The organism is Finegoldia magna (genome assembly GCF_002243175.1).
GTDB lineage: Bacteria > Bacillota > Clostridia > Tissierellales > Peptoniphilaceae > Finegoldia > Finegoldia magna_J.
Map to the genome: position 1 here is coordinate 35,382 of NZ_NDYF01000002.1, position 16,248 is coordinate 51,629.

The following is a 16,248-nucleotide window of genomic DNA, read 5'->3' on the forward strand; positions in this document are numbered from 1 at the left end:
CATTTTATCTGGAACGTTATCATTTGATAATAGGAAAACCTACGAAAACCTACGATTAAATTAGTATTATAACTGTATGTGATACATTAAACTACATATAATTATTTTAGTTAAAAAGATGATTAAAAAAACAAGAAGTAATAAAATATAATTGTAAATAATTTTTTCTTTTCAATAATTTACAAATACTATTTTAGGAGGATTCCACGATGGAAGAATTAAAAACTCAAGATACAGAGGAATTAAAAACTGATGAACAGGTAGAAGACGTTACAGACGATAACAACGATGAACAAGCTAGGTTATACACACAGGAAGAGGTTGATAAAATCGTTAAGAAGAGATTAGGGAGAGAACGTAACAAGTTCGAGAAGACTAAGAATAAACTTATCAATGAAAGTGAGTTTTCAAGCGATTTAATAGAACGTGAAAAAGCTGTAACATTAAAAGAGATGAAATTTGAATACGCTTTAAAAGTACAAGACGAGGGCTTGCCTTTGGAACTTGTAGATTATATTGACTATTCAGATCCAGAAAACGCTAATAATAGCTATAACGGGATTGTAGGGTTGTTTAAAGAAAAGCTTAATAAAGCCGTCGAGGTTAGAGTTAAAGAACAGCTTAGGGGTAGTACTCCAAAAAGGATGAGTTCATCATATAATCCTGTTGATTCTAGAATTAGCGAAATATTTAAAAAGAAATGAGGAAGTAATAAAATAAATGGCTATAGATTTAGTAACAAAATTTAGTACTAAAGTTGATGAACAGTTTGCTGAACAATCCAAAACGTCATTAGTAACTAATAATGATTATAATTGGAATGGAGCAAAAACAGTAAAGGTATATACTGTTAACACTGTTGCGATGAATGACTATGACAGGAACGGAACAGAAGTCAACGGTACTAAAATATCAAGATATGGAGATGTTAAGAGTTTAGATGCAACAACAAAAGATTATACAGTTACAAAAGATAGATCTTTTACATTTGCAATTGATAAACTTGATAATGACGAGACACAGGCTGTTTTGGAAGGTGCTACAGCATTGGCGAGACAGCAAAGAGAAGTTGTCATTCCTGAAGTTGATAGCTATGTATTTAATAAAATGACAAGCGACGCGGGAACAACTGTTAAAATAGCATTAACAGAAAAAAATATTTATAATGAGATTTTAAAGGCTAATGAGGTATTAGATGATAATCTAGTACCTGAAAGTAATAGAATTCTTATTGTAACACCATCTACCTATGTTATGTTAAAAAAGAGTGGTTTCATTAAAGACAATGAAATTTCACAAGATATGTTGAATAAGGGTGTTGTTGCCATGATAGATGGTTTAGCTGTTATGAAAGTACCAAAAACGAGATTGCCAAAAGACTTTGGTTTTATGGTTTGCCATCCAGTTGCAACGGTTGCCCCTGTAAAATTAGAAGAATACAAAATACATGAAGACCCACCATATATAAGTGGATCACTGGTTGAAGGAAGAATTGCATACGACGCATTCGTATTGGAAAATAAGAAAAAAGCTATATATTATGCGTCTATCGGTGCATAAATAATTATGTCTTTTCAATTTTATATTTTGACACATTAGGCGGTACTGATATTGAGGTATCGTCTAATTTTATTGTGAGGTAGATAATGGAAATTACATCAAAGGATATCAATCAGTCTATAAAAGAATATCAGGAGTTAGGGAGACCACAGGCATATAGGAATATTATTGCCATGTCTAATATTAACCTAATGAAATGGGTTTTAAATCGTTTAGGGTACTATAATCTACCTAATATTGATAATGAGGAATTAGAACAAGAATCATTTATATTAATGCTGAACGCTATAGATAAATTTGATGTATCGAGAGGTAGTTTCTCAACTTATTTATTAGTGTATCTAAAAAACTCATTAAGAAAAGTACTACAATATAATCAAGATGTATCACTAGAACAGCCTATAAATGACCTAGACGGAGAAGAAATAACGCTCCAGGACACCATGCAAGACGATAAAACAACATCAGAGGTATTAAACATTGAGCATAAAACATTAGATACTTATGTTAGAAATGAAATAAAAATAACTTTAGGCAAAGAAATTACGGATATAGTTTTTTATAAATATGGTATTGGTTCATCTGTTAAAACTATAAAACAATTAGCACACATTTATAATATGACTGAAAAAGATATTAATAAAATACTCATAAAAGCAAGGCGAAGATTGAGGAATAATAAGGATCTATATTATTACTTAATGGACTACACAAACAGAGAGTATCATTATGGAGGGTCTATTATATTATATAGCGGTAGGACAAACAAAATAAAGGATACTACAGGGGACAGTGCTGTATGGTTTTCAGAATTAAAAACAAGAATAGAAAATGATTACTACATAAGAGAAGAAAAAAAAGAATTACAAAAACAAATTGACGATTGGTTAAAGAAAAAAAGGTACTAAAAAGGTACTAAAATATTTGATAGACTGTTAAAACTGATAAAAAAACACGTATAATAGAAAAAACAAACGTGTATTTTACAACGTATTGACGGTATGGGAAATAAATCCTTGTTCCCACTTTCTCCGCCAAAACAAAGACAGATAGCTGTAATTAGCTATCTGTTTTTTAATTGGTACAAAAAAAGTACTATTTATTCTACAGTTATTGTGTTATTTTTCAAAAACGAAAGTTTTGTTTCGCTGACCAAAATCGCTGCGAAAATAAAAACAAATCCGATTACTGAGAAAACTGTCAATGATTCGATTCCGATAAGTACAGGAATTAAAATTCCAAATATGGATTCGAATCCCAAAATAATTGCAGCAGTGGATGGGTTTGTGTATTTTTGTCCGATGTTTTGAAGTAATAGTGCAACGGCGGTACACATTACTGCTAAGTACAATAATTCCATCACAGATCTTGAAGTTACGACAAGATTTGAATTGTCTTCTACTACAATTGTAGTTATCCAAGACAACACAGCCGCCATTATAAATTGCAATATCGTCATGACGATAGGATCACGACCTCTTGCAAGTGCACTTACTGCGATTATGTGCGATGCGAACAACAACCCGCTAAGTAAAGCTAGTAAATCTCCAAGCCATGCCAATGGATTATCCACGTGAGCGCTTGATCCTGAAAGCGATATGAAAAATATTCCAGTTATACACAAAGCTGCCGCCGACAAATTATATCTGTCTGGTCTTTGCTTGAACACAATCCAACCCAAAAACGGTACGATTACGCAATAAGATGCAGACAAGAATCCACTTCTTCCTGGATCTGCGAATTTTACGCCCAGAGTTTGTGATGAATACGCCATGAACAAAAATATTCCTATCAAAAGTCCGTTTTTTATGTCGTCAAATTTTGCTTGGCGAAGTCTCTTCCAGAAAATGATTGATAATAAAATAGCTGCCAACGTAAATCTTATCGCCAAAATAAAGTTGGGATTGAATGTTTTGGAAGATTGCTTAACCACAGTCAAAGAACTTCCCCAAAGGATAGCTACTATTAATAACGCTAATTTAGCAAGTAAATCTGCTTTCTTTTTATCCATTTTTTCCTCCTCTTATTTAATTTCAGATATATTATCCCAGTTTTCGTACGATTTGTAAACACCTAAACATGCACAATAAATTAATTTGCACACAAAAAAGGAGGAACAGTGTCCTCCTTGTGATTTTCCGATTTATACGAACGGAATATATTGTGAATATCCTTCTTCTTCCATCTTTTCTAATGGGACAAATCTCAAACTTGCACCGTTGATGCAATATCTAAGACCGCCCTTTTCACTAGGACCATCGTCGAACACGTGACCCAAATGACTGTCAGCGTGTTTGCTTCTAACTTCAGTTCTAACTCTGGATAATTTGTGATCGTCAGAATAATTTACAGAACTTGAAGTGATAGTTTTCGTAAATGATGGCCAACCACAACCCGCATCGTATTTGTCCTTTGAAGAAAACAACGGCTCACCGCTTACGATGTCGACGTAGATTCCTCTTTTGTCAAAATCGTTATACGAAGATGTGTGAGGGCGTTCAGTCGCTTCGTTTTGAGTAACCCTGTAGCTCACATCGGATAGATTTTGTTTCAATTCTTCATCGGACATTTTTTTGTATTCAGTCGTATCCAAATCCTCATCAAAAGCATTCAAATTGATGTGACAATATCCGCCAGGATTTTTGTCCAAATAATCTTGGTGATAATCTTCTGCTAACACAAAGTTTTCTAATCTTTCAACCAAAACAGTTAGCTTTTCATCGTATTTTGTTTGAATGTAATTCATAACGGAATTGATGATTTCCAAATCTTTTTCATCTTCGTAGAAAATACCAGTTCTGTATTGTTCGCCAACATCATTTCCTTGTTTATTTACAGAAATTGGATTGATAATTCTGAAATAGTGAAGCAAAATTTCTGCCAAATCCAATCTGTTTTTATCGTAGACAATTCTCACCGTTTCTGCGTGATGAGTTTGTTTTACTTTTCTGTAGTCGGTGTCTGTTCCGTCGCCATTCGCATAGCCTGTGTCAGTATCAATGACGCCTTGTAATTTTTTGAAATAAGCTTCCACTCCCCAAAAACATCCACCAGCCAAATAAATTGTACTTTTTTCAATAAATCTCATATTACACCTCTTAGAAAATTATACCCAGTTAAATATTTTTTATTCAAGAAAAATTTGCATATAAAAAGCAGCTATTAAAAGCTGCTCATTGAAATTATTTTGATTTCATTGTTTCTTGGCGATTCATTGTGTGATATGAACCCTTGAATCTTTCCTTCTTTGGGCTTTTGTCCCAGATTTCTTCTGCTTCAACTTCCCAGTTTTTCGCATATTCATCGCAGTTACCACAAAGTGAATCTACAGTTTGCTTAGATTCCAAATCAGTAGACTGAGCATCAGTGCTATGAACCATTTCTCTAAGTTCGTTTGGATTTTCAAGCATTGGACAAGGCATCAACATATTATCGTTGAATGGTTGACCGTCGTGATATTTTGTAAATAGGGGAGCTCTCAAACAATCCAACAAAGATTTTTCTCTGATATTTGAATCACTGTAGTGAATGAAAACGCAAGGTTCTACATCGCCGGATGCATTAATGTGAAGATATCTTCTTCCACCTGCAATACAACCTCCAACATATTCAGCATCGTTTTGGAAATCCAATGCGAATAATGGTTTTTCAGCTCTGTATTTTCTTAGACGTTCGATAGTTTGTTTTCTTTGCTCAGGAGTTGGTAATAATTCTGTTACCGCAGCATTTCCAACTGGCATATAGTGGAAGTACCACACGAAATACGCACCTAACTCTATTAGGTAATCGTAGTATTCTTCGCTTGTAATTGAATCAAAGTTTTGGGAAGTGTAGCAACAAGAAATACCGTAAATCAAATGGCGTTCTTGTAGCATCTTCATAGCCTTGATTACTTTTTTATAAACACCTTCGCCACGTCTACCATCAGTTGCTTCTTCAAAACCTTCAAGTGAAATTGCAGGAATGAAATTACCAACTCTTTGCATCTCATCAACGAAATCTTCGTCAATTAAAGTTGCATTAGTAAAAGATAAGAATACACAGTCGTTGTGTTTTTCACATAATTTGATCAAATCATCTTTACGCACAAGAGGTTCACCGCCTGTGTATATGTACATGTAAGTTCCCAATTCTTTTCCTTGAGTGATGATAGAATCAATCTCATCATAGCTTAGGTTTTGTTTGTAGCCGTATTCAGCAGCCCAACATCCAGTACATTTTAAGTTACATGCAGATGTAGGATCCAACAAAATCGCCCATGGAATATTGCAATTGTATTTTTCTCTGTATTTTTGTTGAGTTTGCCATCCCAAAACAGACGCATTCATAAAAAAGTTATACGCTACTTTTTTCATTTGGTTTTTGTCTACTTCTTGAAAAATTTTCATCACAAAACTATGGTAAGGGTGATTTTCGTCTTCAAAAACTTCCTTAATAGTTTTAATTTGTGGTGCAAAATCTCCGTGAGAAAGGTTTTCGGCCCATTCGACTAATTGTACACCTCTTTTTTGGGGATCCTTCGCAACGTAATCGAATACCTTATCAAATCCATATCTTTTTCCAGCTTCTAGAATTTTCATATAACCACCTTTTCATATATTAAAATTTTTAAGAATCAGTTCAATAGATATATATCTTAACTTCATTGTATCGCAAACGTTAATCAAAGTCTTTGGGCAAAACTATATATTTGCCTAAAAATCTAACAAAAACTACAAAAAATCCAATAATTAATTCATTTTACTCCTTGTTAATGAAGATTTAACAGTATCTTTTAATAAAAATCCAATCCTTTTAATCTTCTCTTCGATATCCTCATCCATTCCAGAATTCAGCCATCTGATAACTAAATCCGTAATCGCACTTTGAAAAAACTTAATAACAATCTCCTTATCATCCTTCTTCGCATGAATCTCCTTGTCCACATTTTCTACGTAAGTTCTCATAATCTGTCCCGATTTATTGTACAAATAATCAGACAAAGTTTTTCTGGAAATAGAATTGTAAATGTGGAAAATCGCAGTTTTGTTCTCCACAGCAAACTGAAACTCTTCTATAAAATTATCCTCCCAAGAAATATTATCCGATTCATTCAACACTCTCTTAAGTCTTATTTCAAAAATCGTGTCGATAATCTCGTTCAAATCTCTGAAGTGATAGTAAATCGTGTTTCTATTAATACCACATTCTTCAGCTAATTTTCCCACCGTAATTTTATTCAGAGGCATTCTATTGAGAAGATTGATTAAATTTTCCATTATCATTTTCTTCGTGTAATTCGCGTTCATAAACTCCCCCTTTTAACATAATCATATTCCAAATCCAGAAAAATTTCCACAAAAAAACTAGCTGCAGACAATGCAGCCAGTCAACCACAATTATTTTAATAATTCTTCAGCAATTCTCAAAGATTTTCCAGCGTAAACTGTAGCAGGGCCACCACCCATAGCAACGCAAACTTCCATCATTTCTGAGATTTCTTCGATTGTACAACCAGCATCAATACATCCCTTAGTGTGATGAACGATACATCCGTCGCATTTTACAGTAATTCCGATTGCAAGAGCTATCAATTCTTTTTCCTTCAAAGATAATTTTCCGTCTTTAAAAATTTCTCCACACATACCAGTAAAATTCTTAGCTACATCTGGTAAATGTTCTCCAAATAATTTTGAGTTTTCAGCCAATACTTCTTTACTATCCATAAATTACCTCCTATTTTTTCGACAATTTGCATTGCCTTTGTAATATAATCTTATCAAATACAACGTACAAAATCTTAATTATAGAAGATTTCAATAAATGATGGAGGATTTATAGCGTTTTCATATAAATAAAAATAAAGTTTATGTGATATAATATAACTATAAAATTTAGGAGGGTAATATGAAAAAGCTTTACAAATTATTAGTTTTGATGATGGTTATGGCGATAGGATTCACAGGATGTGCCAATAATTCTGACAAAACTAATTCTAATGAAAAAACCGCAGAAAAAACTGAAGAAAAAGAATCAAAAGAAGATTCAAAAGCAAAAGAAAACTACGAAATCAGCTTCAGTGGTTCATCTACTCTAGCACCTGTTATCAGTAAGATTTCAACAACTTTTATCGAAAAGAATGTTACTTGGGATAAGGTAGATTCTTCATTACCAGACAAGAACATAACTATTTATGTATCAGCTGGTGGATCTGGTGCAGGAGTAAAGGCTGTGTTGGACAACGTTGCAAACTTCGGAATGTTAGCGCGTGAAGTAAAAGACAAGGAAAAAGAAAAAGTTAAAGATTACAAAGAATACAACTTGGGATTAGACGCATTGACACTTGCTGTTAATCCAAAAAATAATGTAATTGCAGCAAAACAAGGTAACTTAACTAAGGAAGAAATTGTGAAGATTTTCTCCGGAGAATACAAAAAATGGAGCGATGTAGACCCATCACTTCCACAAGAAGATATCGTAGTTGTAACTCGTGATTTAAGTGGTGGTGCACACGAAGTATTCCAAAAGAAAGTTATGAAAGATGTAAAAGTTAGACAAGATGCAATACAAGCACCAACTATGGGAGCTTTGGTTTCTAAGATTATCGAAAATCCAAATGCAATTGGATACGCATCATTTGGTATCGCAAATCAAAACAAAGGCAAACTAATTCCTTTGAAAGTTGATGGCGTTGAACCTACAGAAGAAAATATTTTGAATAAATCATATTACATTTCAAGACCTTTAGTCATTATGAAGAGCGGCGATTTGACAAAAACGGAACAACTTTTCATAGATTATCTAAACTCAAAAGAAGGTAAGGAAACTATAAAAGATATGGGATTCATTCCTAACAAATAAATTCAAAAGCAAAGTGATATCACTTTGCTTTTTGTACATAATAGCAAAGTTGAGGGGTCGTTATGAGAACAAAAAACAACATATTTAAAACTTTGGTGTATATTTTTGCTTTCTTTTCCATAGCTTTATTATTGATACTGATAGGATTTATGTTCAAAGAATCACTTCCTTTTTTCAAACAATACAGCGTTAATAAGTTTTTGTTAGGAAATTTGTGGGATTCTATGGATGGAAGTTTCGGAGCTTTCAATATAATTCTGGCAAGTTTTTATATTGCACTGTTGGCTTGTGTATTTTCATTTCCAATTAGCTACGGATTATCGCTTATGATTGTGTTTTACACAAACAATAAAGTGAAAACTTTAGTGAGTTGGATAATCAGAATTCTTGCGGGAATTCCTTCGATTATTTACGGATTTTTCGGGTTGTTTGTAATCGTGAAATTCTTTGAGAAAAACTTCGAAATGGCAGCAGGAGAATCGGTGTTCGCAGGAAGCGTTATATTATCCATAATGATTTTGCCTTATTTTGTGGAAGTGTTGACTGAAACTTTTGAAAAGATAAAACAAAAATACAAAAGACAATCGGACTGTTTTGGAATTAGCAAGGAATATTTCATCAGAAAAATCGTACTCAAACAAAGTCTACGAAGTGCATTCAGTGGCTTCGTACTTGCGTTTTCAAGAGCGATTGGAGAGACTATGGCAGTGATGATGGTGATAGGAAACGCGCCAATATTTCCGAAATTTTCCTCGAAAGCAGAGACTATCGCTTCATTGATTGCATTGGAAGTGGGAATGAGTGAAGCGGGAAGTTTGCACTATCACGCGCTTTATGCGTGTTCATTTGTGCTTTTGGTTTTCGTGATTATACTGGATATAATACTTTTTGTTACTAAAAAGAGGACTGATAATTATGACGAAGTTTAAGGATTTTTTGATTAAATTGTGGGTGTATTTATCATTTGCAGTAGTGTTTTTCTTCGTGTTCAAGATTTTTTATTTTTTAATATCAAAAGGGATATCGTCTGTTAATTTAAAATTTCTGACACAAAATCCTCAAGGACTTCCTCTTGGAACTACGGGTGGAATAAAATCCAGCATAATTGGATCTTTTTGGTTGATGATAATTGCAATGGGAATTTCAACATTATTGGGTGTTTTTTGTGCGATTTACAGAGTTTTTTATTGCAAATCTGAAATTTTGAAATCAGTAATTACATTAATAATACAATGCATCGCATCCATTCCTTCAATAATAATTGGGATGTTTGTGTACGGATTTTTCATAGTAACACTTAACATATCCAAAAGTTTACTCACAGCATCCATCGCACTTTCGTTGATTGTGTTTCCATTTGTAGAAGTGAATATCGAAAAATCAATCGCAGAAATCAACAAAAACACAATCAAAGACAGTTTTTCACTCGGAATTGACAAGACTTATATGATAAGAAAACTCGTAATGCCAATGATTTCTAGAAATATCATCACGATTTCGCTATTGGCAGGAAGTTATGCGATAGGAGCGACAGCGCCACTTCTACTCACAGGAGCGGTGTTCATGAATAATTCCGTTGGATTGTTCAAGCCAGTAACAGCGCTGCCTTTTCATTTGCACATGCTACTTAGCCAATCGATCGCAATCGAGAAAGCCTACGCGACGGCTTTGGTGCTTATCATGATATTGATAATTCTACACATATTAGCTTATGTGGTGCTAGTATTTTCGGGAGGTAAAATAGTTGAGCATATTACAAATAAATAACCTAAACATATCCTACAAAGAAAAAAATATATTACAAAATGTGAATTTGACCGTTGAAGAAAACGAAATAATCAGCATAATGGGAAATTCTGGATCGGGCAAATCCACATTCTTGTCTTGTTTGAACGGATTTTTGACAGAAAATGGCGGACAATATTCGGGACAAATATTATTCGACGGCACAGACATCTCACAATACAAACTAATTGATTTGAGAAGACAAATCTCAATGTTGTTTCAAGATTCCACAGTATTTGACATGTCCATTGAAAAAAATCTCACATATACATTGGAATATTTTTTAGGCAAAAATTACGACAAAAAATCAAAAATAGAACAAATACTCAAAAGCGTGAACTTGTACGAAGAATTAAAAGACAATCTGAAAATGAATGCCAACAAACTATCCGGAGGACAAAAACAAAGACTTTGTATCGCCAGAATGCTCACGACAAATCCAAAAATATTAATATTTGATGAACCTTGCTCATCTTTGGATTTGCAAAACACATTGGCAATAGAAAATCTTTTGAAAAACTTGTCGCAAAACTACACCATCATAATTTCAACCCATAATACAGACCAAGCAAAAAGAATTTCTGATAGAATTCTTTTCATTGAGGATAAAAAACTGGTTGAACACAATGAAATATAATAAAAGATTTAAGGACGAGAGAAAATATGAGAATTATGGTAGTTGAAGATGATATTGATTTATCAGAATTAATTAAGATGTATTTGATTCCAGAAGGATGGGAGATAGATATTTTTCATACAGGTAAAAAAGCAGTAGAAAGTTTCGATCAAAATCACTATGATTTAATATTATTGGACTTATTGCTTCCAGATATTAATGGATTTGAGATATGCAAACAAATACGAGAAAAATCTACAATTCCAATAATTATGCTGACGGCTTTGGAAGATTCGATTCATAAAGCGCAAGGATTAAACATGGGTGCAGACGACTATATCATAAAACCATTTGATCCAACAGAATTAGTCGCTAGGATTAAATCCAATCTTAGAAGAAGTTATGAATTTTCTGCTGTAAAATCTGTAAACTATGAAGAATACGAACCTGACGAACTAGTTGTAGGAAATTTGCGTTTAAACAGAAAAACTCATAAAAGCTTTTACAATGAAATAGAAATAACTTTAACGCCGAAAGAATTCGAAATTTTGTGGCTGTTGATGGAAAAACCTGATGATGTTCATAATATGGACGAAATACATTATAGAATATGGAAAGATGAAGTGCTATCAACAGAGGTAAATCCTGTTATGGTGCATATAAGAAGAATACGAAGTAAATTTGAAAAACATGGAATACGTTCAATAATAAAGACAATTTGGGGAGTGGGGTATAAGATTAATGCGTAAAGAAAATTCATATATTAAAAGAATTATTCTGTATCAATGTTTATGGATAGCTGTTGGAATTTTTATTACATTTGCTTTTCATCAATTGATAGATAGTTTGATAATTTATAATATCGATACAGAAGCCGAGTTAAGTCCAATATATAAGATTTATTTTGGATTTGGTAATTACTTTTTCATTATGCTAGGGGTAATCTTCATAATCATCGGATGCTTTTACATTCAGAATAAAGAATTCGAAAAATATCGCGAGTATTTTGAATCTGGAATTAAATATATTAAAGGCGAAGTACCTACTATTGGAGAATTCCACGAATCTTTATCTAACGAAAGATTGGATTTCATTAATATTAGAAAACTCATTTTAGAGATGGAAAATAATTATGAACTAGCATATAAGGAAAAAACAGATTTGCTGACGTATTTGGCACACGATATCAAAACTCCACTATCAAATTTATTGGGTTATTCTACTTTGCTTTACGATGAAGATAATTTAACTGATGAACAGCAACGAAAGTTTATAAAAGTTATCTATGAAAATGTGAAATCATTAAATAGTTTGAGCGAGGATTTCTTCTCTTATTTGAAATTCAATTTGAATGAAATCCCTATTAATATCAAAAAGTTTGATGCAGAGCTATTTTTAAAACAATGGGAAGAAGAAAGAAAAACATTGGTAAACGATAACGTTTTGGATATTAGATTTGCAAATGCTTCCGGCAAAGAAATTAATACAGACCCTGAATTACTCGTGAGGATTTTGGATAATTTGGTATCGAACGCGACCAAATACTCAAAAAAGGGTACGACCATAATTGTTGAAGTTGAGATAAAGGATAAATCATTAAATTTGACGGTTAAAAATGAAATCGAAAATAATTTAAACGTAGATTGGAAATTGGTGAAAAATAAATTTTATCGCGGAGATATGTCACGAAATCGCATAAAAAACAATGGATCTGGAGTTGGACTTACAATTGTAAATGATATTGTGACACATTTGAATGGAAAATTTGATTTGTGCAATAAAGATAATTGGGTAATTGCAAATGTAATTATTCCCGTATATTAAAAAGAAAGAAAAAAGCAAGAATTAATACAAGAAAACTTAATCTCTTATTTTCAAGACTAACCTATAATGAATTTATAAGGTTAGTTTTTTATTTACATAGCTATAGTAAATCAAATAATTGTTTATAAAACATAAAAAGGGGATGATTTGTTATGTGATTTTCTGCATTTATCAGATGAAAAATAACATTAAAAATCTATTACAATTATTTTATTATTGACTAATGAATATATTTGAAGGGAGAAAATTATATGAAAAAACTAGTATTATCAGCTTTATTATTGTCGGGATTGTTGTTTACTTCTACAGGAACTGTTTATGCACAAAATAATAGTGACTTACCATATGTTAAAGGGTTAGGATATGAAGTAGAAGTATTGGAAAATGATGAAAATGAAATTACTTTTTATAGCTATGATAGTGGATGGAAAAATTTCTTAGGTGGTAGATGGAGACATGGAGTTAATTCAAGTCAAGTATGGTCAAATTTTGATCATAGCTACAAAACACACAAGACTACTGTAAGAGGTTCACAAGGGAAATACTCTTATTCAGGATGGGTTGGTGCTGGTAGAAGGGCATCAGCTTCATGGGAAAAAGCATTTACAGGAAACAGAGCATGGGCTGACGTTAAATAAACTATGTAATGATTCAGAAGTTCCAATTTGAGATTACGAAGATTGGAACTTCTGTTTTTAAATAGATTCATAGAAGGGAATAGGTTATGAAAAAAGTAATAGGCTTATTAACATTTTTATTTGTTTTTGTTGTAGGATTAGGATTTTTCTATAGTAAAGATTCATGTGTTATGGAGTTTTTTATAAGAGAATTTAATACTACCGTAAATGTAACTACTAAGCCACAAAATATTGAAAATAATATCATTGAAATTCAGAAAATTGCGAAGAAAAATAAAATTAGTTTCATCAAAGAAGTATACATACCTAAAAATTCTTTAAAAGAAAAACAAAAAATAAATATATTTATTTACCTTGATGATGCTACGTGGTTTAAGAAATCATTTAAGAATATTGATATCGATGAAAATGACAATGGTATTAATAAGTTCAAAAATGTAAATAAGAATAGCCTTTTGACTAGTAAAAAAATTGATTTTATTGATTATTCTAAAATTGAAAATCTTACTTTTAATGGAGATTATCATATTAAAGGAACACCTTCTAATGTTCAGAAATTTATCAATGAATTAAATAGTAGACAAGATTTGGGCATTGATACGAGTGTTGATAAATCTTTTTCAGTTGCCAGTGAAGTTACTCAAAAACAAGCCATATTATACGTAATGCTTATTTTAGTAATTATTTTTGCTTTATTATTTAGCATTGTAATTTATAATTCATCACTTTCTAAGGAAATATCGATAATTTCTCTATTGGGTCATGATAAATTGAGTTTTTGCTATAAAAAGGCAATGAATTTGTTGGAAATTCCAATATTGATTTCTTTGATAGGAATGTTTAGCTTTTTATTTTATTTGACAAACCCAGACTCAATGATCGGATTTTTAATATCTATCAAACCGATATTATTATTACTTGGAGTAATAGGATTTACATTGATACTATTCTATTTTCTTATGCTTTACTTTAGAGTTAAGAATGTTAGCACTATTTCGTGGTTAAAAGGCTACAAAAAAAGATATAAAATAAGTCCTGTGATTTTTAAAGTTATTTCATTTTCTGTTGTCCTGTATCTTTTTGTAGTAACAGTGTTTGGATTAAGCGATTATGTTACTTCTACTTCATATTTTGATGCATGGGAGAAATCGAAGAATTATGCAAATATAGCTTGTGCATGGCCGTGGACTTATGTTGAAAATGATGATAAATTTGAAAAAATAGTAGTACCTAAATTAAATAATTTATGGGATGAATTAGATTCTAAAGGGGCAATACTATTTTTCGCACCAAATATCCAATATGTAAATGATGATGAATACTTAAATAATCAGGTTTTTATGGGAAGGTATGCTTATATCAACAAAAATTACCTTGAACTAAATAACTTAGTTGATGAAAAAGACAAACCATTAGCTAAATATACGCCTAATTCTAATGAATGGATTATATTTGTACCTGAAAATATTTCAATAACTGATAATGATAGGCAAAATATAAGAAAATCACATGTGCTTAATTGTACGACTAAACAAGACAATGTCAGTGAGAAGTATATTAAAATTAAGGAAAAGCAGCATGTTTTTACATTTGATAGTCAGCAAAAAATAAATAATCCAGATATATTGAATTATGCTTTGATTATGGTTAATGGAAAAGAATTAGTGCCTACTGGAGAGATTAAACTACCATCATTGGTTAACGGGAAGTTTCATCCTTATATTTCAAATCCTACTAAATGCTATGAATATTTAAAACCAGTTATTCAAAAAACAGGATCGTCTCCTTATATACTTTACGTTACAAGCGTTTATGATGAAGTCATTGAAAAAATAGAAATGTATAAGACGGAAACTATTATTTATCTTTTAGGGTTTTTACTATCGGTTTTAGTATTGTTTGTAACGATAAAAATAGATGGAGAATCATATTTTTATAATTACGGACAAAAAATCTACGTTTCTAGATTGCTGGGATATGGTTTTAAATCTATCCATAAATCTAAATTAATTCAGATTATAGTTGGATTTATCGTAAGTGTTATTATTTGTTTTATGATAATACTTTTTACGATATATTTTAGAAGTTTTGGATTTTTTGAACCAAGAGATGGATGGAATTTAAGAAAATTATTAATTTGTCTAATAATGTCAATTATTAGCATTATTATTTGTTTCATGTATGAAATTATTAACGTAAAAAAGAACGAAAAAAGTTTAGTGACAAAGATAAAGGAAGGTAATTAAATGAATATTGATAAACCTCAAATATCATTGAAAAACATATCGAAAAAATATGGGAACCATAAAATATTAGAAAATATTAATCTTGACATTTATCAAGGAGATTTTATTTGCATTTTTGGGAAAAGTGGTGGTGGCAAGACAACGCTATTAAATATAATTGGAACGCTTGAAGAATATGATGAAGGGGAATTGATTTGCTTTTCTAAACATAATCCAATTAGAAATGGAAAAGAATCTGAACTTTTACGAAGGTATAAAATAGCATATCTTTTTCAAAACTTTGCTTTAGTTGATAATATGACAGTTCAAGAAAATTTGAATTTGGCAGTAAAATACAGTAGAAGTACAGATAAAAAATCAATTATAAAAAAAGCTCTTATGAATATGGGAATAGAAGACAAGCTTAAATCAAAAATATTTGAATTATCAGGTGGAGAGCAGCAAAGAGTAGCTCTTGCGAGAAATATGGTTAAGCCATACGAAATAATGTTAGCAGACGAACCGACAGGATCGTTAGATAGTGAAAACAAAAAGATTGTAATTGATACACTTGTAAAACTAAACAAACTGGGGAAAACTATAATTGTTGTTAGTCATGATAAAGAATTTGAAAAAATTGCGCACAAGAATTATATTATTGAAAACGGAACATTAAAACAGCTGAGATTTACTGTGGAGAAATAATAGAATATTTGGAATTATAATATCAGGTTATTATTTCAAGGATCTGATACACAAA

17 protein-coding genes are annotated in these 16,248 nt (G+C 31.6%); 12 read left to right on the forward strand and 5 right to left on the reverse strand.

Going from position 1 to position 16,248, the window contains the following annotated elements:
• Positions 1-209 precede the first annotated feature (209 nt).
• The 3 genes from B9N53_RS00360 (at position 210) to B9N53_RS00370 (ending at position 2,468) form a co-directional block, all read left to right on the forward strand.
• On the forward strand, positions 210-704 hold the full coding sequence (locus B9N53_RS00360) for a capsid assembly scaffolding protein Gp46 family protein (RefSeq protein WP_094203222.1): 495 nt from the start codon (positions 210-212) through the stop codon (positions 702-704).
• A gap of 16 nt (positions 705-720) precedes the next feature.
• On the forward strand, positions 721-1,560 hold the full coding sequence (locus B9N53_RS00365; protein ID WP_094203223.1) for a hypothetical protein: 840 nt from the start codon (positions 721-723) through the stop codon (positions 1,558-1,560).
• An 86-nt stretch (positions 1,561-1,646) separates the two neighbouring features.
• Positions 1,647-2,468 carry a sigma factor gene (locus B9N53_RS00370; protein WP_094203224.1) on the forward strand — a complete coding sequence of 274 codons (822 nt, stop codon included), beginning with the start codon at positions 1,647-1,649 and terminating at the stop codon, positions 2,466-2,468.
• Between the two features lie 191 nt (positions 2,469-2,659).
• On the opposite strand, the gene B9N53_RS00375 is transcribed toward B9N53_RS00370, so the two are convergent.
• The 5 genes from B9N53_RS00375 to B9N53_RS00395 all read right to left on the reverse strand — a co-directional run bounded on the left by B9N53_RS00375 (position 2,660) and on the right by B9N53_RS00395 (position 7,265).
• Positions 2,660-3,571: a DMT family transporter gene (locus B9N53_RS00375; protein WP_094203225.1), complete on the reverse strand. Its 912-nt coding sequence runs from the start codon at positions 3,569-3,571 to the stop codon at positions 2,660-2,662.
• A 132-nt stretch (positions 3,572-3,703) separates the two neighbouring features.
• Positions 3,704-4,648 (reverse strand): peptide-methionine (R)-S-oxide reductase MsrB, encoded by a 945-nt coding sequence (gene msrB / locus B9N53_RS00380; protein WP_094203226.1) that lies wholly within the window; start codon positions 4,646-4,648, stop codon positions 3,704-3,706.
• Between the two features lie 94 nt (positions 4,649-4,742).
• The gene (locus B9N53_RS00385) at positions 4,743-6,140 is read right to left on the reverse strand and encodes a radical SAM protein (RefSeq protein ID WP_094203227.1); all 1,398 of its coding nucleotides are present in this window, start codon (positions 6,138-6,140) and stop codon (positions 4,743-4,745) included.
• Positions 6,141-6,290: 150 nt separating this feature from the next.
• A complete protein-coding gene (locus B9N53_RS00390; RefSeq protein WP_094203228.1) occupies positions 6,291-6,848 on the reverse strand; it encodes a TetR/AcrR family transcriptional regulator C-terminal domain-containing protein in 558 nt (185 codons plus the stop codon).
• Positions 6,849-6,938: 90 nt separating this feature from the next.
• Positions 6,939-7,265: a carboxymuconolactone decarboxylase family protein gene (locus tag B9N53_RS00395; RefSeq protein ID WP_094203229.1), complete on the reverse strand. Its 327-nt coding sequence runs from the start codon at positions 7,263-7,265 to the stop codon at positions 6,939-6,941.
• 181 nt (positions 7,266-7,446) lie between these two features.
• Here B9N53_RS00395 and B9N53_RS00400 point away from each other — a divergent pair, with 181 nt between their 5' ends.
• From B9N53_RS00400 to B9N53_RS00440, 9 genes are all read left to right on the forward strand, one after another.
• Entirely contained in the window at positions 7,447-8,400 is a 954-nt protein-coding gene (locus tag B9N53_RS00400) for a phosphate ABC transporter substrate-binding protein (protein WP_094203230.1), read from the forward strand.
• A gap of 62 nt (positions 8,401-8,462) precedes the next feature.
• Positions 8,463-9,329, forward strand: coding sequence for a phosphate ABC transporter permease subunit PstC (gene pstC / locus B9N53_RS00405; RefSeq protein WP_094203231.1), 867 nt, complete (start codon positions 8,463-8,465; stop codon positions 9,327-9,329).
• A complete protein-coding gene (locus B9N53_RS00410; protein ID WP_094203232.1) occupies positions 9,316-10,167 on the forward strand; it encodes a PstA family ABC transporter permease in 852 nt (283 codons plus the stop codon). Before pstC ends, B9N53_RS00410 begins: the two co-directional genes overlap by 14 nt.
• Positions 10,145-10,822 (forward strand): phosphate ABC transporter ATP-binding protein, encoded by a 678-nt coding sequence (locus B9N53_RS00415; protein ID WP_094203233.1) that lies wholly within the window; start codon positions 10,145-10,147, stop codon positions 10,820-10,822. Before B9N53_RS00410 ends, B9N53_RS00415 begins: the two co-directional genes overlap by 23 nt.
• Before the next feature lie 26 nt (positions 10,823-10,848).
• Positions 10,849-11,550, forward strand: coding sequence for a response regulator transcription factor (locus tag B9N53_RS00420; RefSeq protein WP_094203234.1), 702 nt, complete (start codon positions 10,849-10,851; stop codon positions 11,548-11,550).
• On the forward strand, positions 11,543-12,625 hold the full coding sequence (locus B9N53_RS00425; protein ID WP_094203235.1) for a sensor histidine kinase: 1,083 nt from the start codon (positions 11,543-11,545) through the stop codon (positions 12,623-12,625). Before B9N53_RS00420 ends, B9N53_RS00425 begins: the two co-directional genes overlap by 8 nt.
• Positions 12,626-12,876: 251 nt before the next feature.
• Positions 12,877-13,263, forward strand: coding sequence for a lactococcin 972 family bacteriocin (locus B9N53_RS00430; protein WP_094203236.1), 387 nt, complete (start codon positions 12,877-12,879; stop codon positions 13,261-13,263).
• Positions 13,264-13,349: 86 nt separating this feature from the next.
• A complete protein-coding gene (locus tag B9N53_RS00435; RefSeq protein WP_094203237.1) occupies positions 13,350-15,509 on the forward strand; it encodes a hypothetical protein in 2,160 nt (719 codons plus the stop codon).
• Positions 15,510-16,193 carry an ATP-binding cassette domain-containing protein gene (locus tag B9N53_RS00440; protein ID WP_094203238.1) on the forward strand — a complete coding sequence of 228 codons (684 nt, stop codon included), beginning with the start codon at positions 15,510-15,512 and terminating at the stop codon, positions 16,191-16,193.
• The last annotated feature ends 55 nt before the right edge of the window (positions 16,194-16,248 follow it).

Bases quoted from the DNA above. Each gene is read 5' to 3' on its own strand.
- B9N53_RS00360 (WP_094203222.1), top strand. From the start codon at position 210: ATGGAAGAATTAAAAACTCAAGATACAGAGGAATTAAAAACTGATGAA.
- B9N53_RS00365 (WP_094203223.1), top strand. From the start codon at position 721: ATGGCTATAGATTTAGTAACAAAATTTAGTACTAAAGTTGATGAACAG.
- B9N53_RS00370 (WP_094203224.1), top strand. From the start codon at position 1,647: ATGGAAATTACATCAAAGGATATCAATCAGTCTATAAAAGAATATCAG.
- B9N53_RS00375 (WP_094203225.1), bottom strand. From the start codon at position 3,571: ATGGATAAAAAGAAAGCAGATTTACTTGCTAAATTAGCGTTATTAATA.
- msrB (WP_094203226.1), bottom strand. From the start codon at position 4,648: ATGAGATTTATTGAAAAAAGTACAATTTATTTGGCTGGTGGATGTTTT.
- B9N53_RS00385 (WP_094203227.1), bottom strand. From the start codon at position 6,140: ATGAAAATTCTAGAAGCTGGAAAAAGATATGGATTTGATAAGGTATTC.
- B9N53_RS00390 (WP_094203228.1), bottom strand. From the start codon at position 6,848: ATGAACGCGAATTACACGAAGAAAATGATAATGGAAAATTTAATCAAT.
- B9N53_RS00395 (WP_094203229.1), bottom strand. From the start codon at position 7,265: ATGGATAGTAAAGAAGTATTGGCTGAAAACTCAAAATTATTTGGAGAA.
- B9N53_RS00400 (WP_094203230.1), top strand. From the start codon at position 7,447: ATGAAAAAGCTTTACAAATTATTAGTTTTGATGATGGTTATGGCGATA.
- pstC (WP_094203231.1), top strand. From the start codon at position 8,463: ATGAGAACAAAAAACAACATATTTAAAACTTTGGTGTATATTTTTGCT.
- B9N53_RS00410 (WP_094203232.1), top strand. From the start codon at position 9,316: ATGACGAAGTTTAAGGATTTTTTGATTAAATTGTGGGTGTATTTATCA.
- B9N53_RS00420 (WP_094203234.1), top strand. From the start codon at position 10,849: ATGAGAATTATGGTAGTTGAAGATGATATTGATTTATCAGAATTAATT.
- B9N53_RS00425 (WP_094203235.1), top strand. From the start codon at position 11,543: ATGCGTAAAGAAAATTCATATATTAAAAGAATTATTCTGTATCAATGT.
- B9N53_RS00430 (WP_094203236.1), top strand. From the start codon at position 12,877: ATGAAAAAACTAGTATTATCAGCTTTATTATTGTCGGGATTGTTGTTT.
- B9N53_RS00435 (WP_094203237.1), top strand. From the start codon at position 13,350: ATGAAAAAAGTAATAGGCTTATTAACATTTTTATTTGTTTTTGTTGTA.
- B9N53_RS00440 (WP_094203238.1), top strand. From the start codon at position 15,510: ATGAATATTGATAAACCTCAAATATCATTGAAAAACATATCGAAAAAA.